General features: G+C 33.5%; 5 protein-coding genes. 2 read left to right on the top strand and 3 right to left on the bottom strand.

The annotated features are described in order from the left end of the window. Together BXU11_RS16950 and BXU11_RS16945 are read left to right on the top strand one after the other, a co-directional pair. Positions 1-333: DUF5690 family protein (locus tag BXU11_RS16950; RefSeq protein ID WP_223253773.1), on the top strand; the 333-nt coding region annotated here is incomplete at its 5' end. 15 nt (positions 334-348) lie between these two features. Next, positions 349-1,476, top strand: coding sequence for a TIGR03364 family FAD-dependent oxidoreductase (locus BXU11_RS16945; protein WP_078213365.1), 1,128 nt, complete (start codon positions 349-351; stop codon positions 1,474-1,476). 116 nt (positions 1,477-1,592) lie between these two features. Here the strand turns inward: BXU11_RS16945 and BXU11_RS16940 are convergent, their stop codons facing one another. The 3 genes from BXU11_RS16940 to BXU11_RS17925 all read right to left on the bottom strand — a co-directional run. Then, positions 1,593-2,570 (bottom strand): TIGR03364 family FAD-dependent oxidoreductase, encoded by a 978-nt coding sequence (locus BXU11_RS16940; RefSeq protein ID WP_369803228.1) that lies wholly within the window; start codon positions 2,568-2,570, stop codon positions 1,593-1,595. After that, a complete protein-coding gene (locus tag BXU11_RS18635) occupies positions 2,567-2,731 on the bottom strand; it encodes an FAD-dependent oxidoreductase (protein WP_369803227.1) in 165 nt (54 codons plus the stop codon). The genes BXU11_RS16940 and BXU11_RS18635 overlap by 4 nt, the downstream gene beginning before the upstream one ends. A 15-nt stretch (positions 2,732-2,746) precedes the next feature. Next, positions 2,747-3,074 (bottom strand): DUF5690 family protein (locus BXU11_RS17925; RefSeq protein WP_223253772.1); only part of this gene is annotated, 328 nt, incomplete at its 5' end.

The raw sequence follows: 3,074 nt of genomic DNA, 5'->3' as shown, positions 1-3,074 counted from the left end.
GGAATGTATTTATGCTACATACCTTTTAACGGTTTGTTTTTTGATCGTATGATTGCCACTTTCAAAATAAAAGGTAATGTGGGATTCTTAATCTATTTTGTGGATTCCTTCGGTTACTTGGGTAGCATTTTAATATTGCTATTTAAAAATTTTGGATATAAAAAAATATCATGGTTACACTTCTATATTCAATTGAATTATGTAATTGCCATTATTGGTTTTTTTACGATTATAATGGCGGCAGTACTTTTTCAAAGAAAGATTAATAAAATGAATTCGGCTGCAACATCCATAGAAGAAGAAACAACTTTTCAACTTCCAGAACTGAACTAAAACACATTCATCACGATGCAAAACAAATATGATTTACTTGTAGTTGGCGGAGGAATTCTAGGACTGTTCCATGCCTATCATGCATTGCAAAAAAAACTAAAAGTGGCTATTATTGAAAAAAATAGTTTACCAAGTGGAGCCTCTGTTCGAAATTTTGGACAGGTAATCCCATCTGCAATGAATTTAAAATGGCAAAATTTTGGTAGAGAAAGTGTTTCAATCTACAAAAAGCTACAAGACCAAACCGACTTAACCATTCGACAAAACGGCTCCGTATATTTAGCCTCAAATGAAGAAGAAGTACAATTGATTGAAGAATTGAGCCAAATAAACAAAGACCAAAATTACGATTCTATTTTATTGACAAAAAAAGAATGCTTACAGCGTTTTGACGGATTAAAATCCGACTATTGCAAAGCGGGTTTGTTCTTTCCCGAAGAGATAACAGTTGATTCTGGAGAGCTGATTAGACGTTTTCAAAGACTCTTAATCGAAAAATTTGGCTTAACCTTTTTTTACAACACCACCATTACATCAACTAGCGAGAGTTCTTTAGGTTGTGAAGCAATTGCGGCCAATGGCCAAAAATTTATAGCATCTAAAATTATAATTTGTGGCGGAAGTGAATTCAAAACACTTCATCCTAATATCTATGAAAATAGCGATTTGGTTGCGACAAAACTTCAGATGTTACAAACTAAACCGCAAGGCATATATGCTCTCCCAAGTAATATACTAACAGGCTTAACCATTCGTCGCTATGAAGCATTTGAAGAATGCCCATCGTATGCTAGTATAAAAGCAAAAGAAGTTTCGAGTAGCTTCGATAAAAAATTTGGGATCCATATTCTTTTCAAACAATCCTTAGACGGTTCAATCATTATTGGAGATTCTCATGAATATGCTGATGCAAAAGACATCGACGTTTTAGGCTACGATCTAAATATGGAAATTGATGCTTTTATGATTAATGAAGCTAAAAAAATAATCGACCTACCTACCTTCGAAATACAAAAAAGATGGTTTGGTATCTATTCACAATGCAAAACTCAGGATATTTTTGAACACAATCCTAGTCCAAATATTCATATTATCACCGGAATTGGTGGCAAAGGCATGACAGGAAGTGCCGGATTTTACTAGACTGAAATATTCTAATGTTTTAATACAAAATTGACATCAATCTAACAGTGGTTCTGCCATGTCTATAGACATGCAGTTTTATGTACATTTGTCAATGTGGTTTATTGAATATAAATTTAGAAATTTAGTCTAGAAAATCCGGCACTTCCTGTCATGCCTTTGCCACCAATTCCGGTGATAATATGAATATTTGGACTAGGATTGTGTTCAAAAATATCCTGAGTTTTGCATTGTGAATAGATACCAAACCATCTTTTTTGTATTTCGAAGGTAGGTAGGTCGATTATTTTTTTAGCTTCATTAATCATAAAAGCATCAATTTCCATATTTAGATCGTAGCCTAAAACGTCGATGTCTTTTGCATCAGCATATTCATGAGAATCTCCAATAATGATTGAACCGTCTAAGGATTGTTTGAAAAGAATATGGATCCCAAATTTTTTATCGAAGCTACTCGAAACTTCTTTTGCTTTTATACTAGCATACGATGGGCATTCTTCAAATGCTTCATAGCGACGAATGGTTAAGCCTGTTAGTATATTACTTGGGAGAGCATATATGCCTTGCGGTTTAGTTTGTAACATCTGAAGTTTTGTCGCAACCAAATCGCTATTTTCATAGATATTAGGATGAAGTGTTTTGAATTCACTTCCGCCACAAATTATAATTTTAGATGCTATAAATTTTTGGCCATTGGCCGCAATTGCTTCACAACCTAAAGAACTCTCGCTAGTTGATGTAATGGTGGTGTTGTAAAAAAAGGTTAAGCCAAATTTTTCGATTAAGAGTCTTTGAAAACGTCTAATCAGCTCTCCAGAATCAACTGTTATCTCTTCGGGAAAGAACAAACCCGCTTTGCAATAGTCGGATTTTAATCCGTCAAAACGCTGTAAGCATTCTTTTTTTGTCAATAAAATAGAATCGTAATTTTGGTCTTTGTTTATTTGGCTCAATTCTTCAATCAATTGTACTTCTTCTTCATTTGAGGCTAAATATACGGAGCCGTTTTGTCGAATGGTTAAGTCGGTTTGGTCTTGTAGCTTTTTGTAGATTGAAACACTTTCTCTACCAAAATTTTGCCATTTTAAATTCATTGCAGATGGATTACCTGTCCAAAATTTCGAACAGAGGCTCCACTTGGTAAACTATTTTTTTCAATAATAGCCACTTTTAGTTTTTTTTGCAATGCATGATAGGCATGGAACAGTCCTAGAATTCCTCCGCCAACTACAAGTAAATCATATTTGTTTTGCATCGTGATGAATGTGTTTTAGTTCAGTTCTGGAAGTTGAAAAGTTGTTTCTTCTTCTATGGATGTTGCAGCCGAATTCATTTTATTAATCTTTCTTTGAAAAAGTACTGCCGCCATTATAATCGTAAAAAAACCAATAATGGCAATTACATAATTCAATTGAATATAGAAGTGTAACCATGATATTTTTTTATATCCAAAATTTTTAAATAGCAATATTAAAATGCTACCCAAGTAACCGAAGGAATCCACAAAATAGATTAAGAATCCCACATTACCTTTTATTTTGAAAGTGGCAATCATACGATCAAAAAACAAACCGTTAAAAGGTATGTAGCATAAATAC

The sequence above is a fragment of the Flavobacterium sp. LM5 genome (assembly GCF_002017945.1).
Taxonomy (GTDB): Bacteria; Bacteroidota; Bacteroidia; order Flavobacteriales; family Flavobacteriaceae; genus Flavobacterium; species Flavobacterium succinicans.
Note: the sequence above shows the minus strand (reverse complement) of the source record. Positions and strands in the feature narration are given on the sequence as shown.

Bases quoted from the DNA above. Each gene is read 5' to 3' on its own strand.
- BXU11_RS16945 (WP_078213365.1), top strand. From the start codon at position 349: ATGCAAAACAAATATGATTTACTTGTAGTTGGCGGAGGAATTCTAGGA.
- BXU11_RS18635 (WP_369803227.1), bottom strand. From the start codon at position 2,731: ATGCAAAACAAATATGATTTACTTGTAGTTGGCGGAGGAATTCTAGGA.
- BXU11_RS16940 (WP_369803228.1), bottom strand. From the start codon at position 2,570: ATGAATTTAAAATGGCAAAATTTTGGTAGAGAAAGTGTTTCAATCTAC.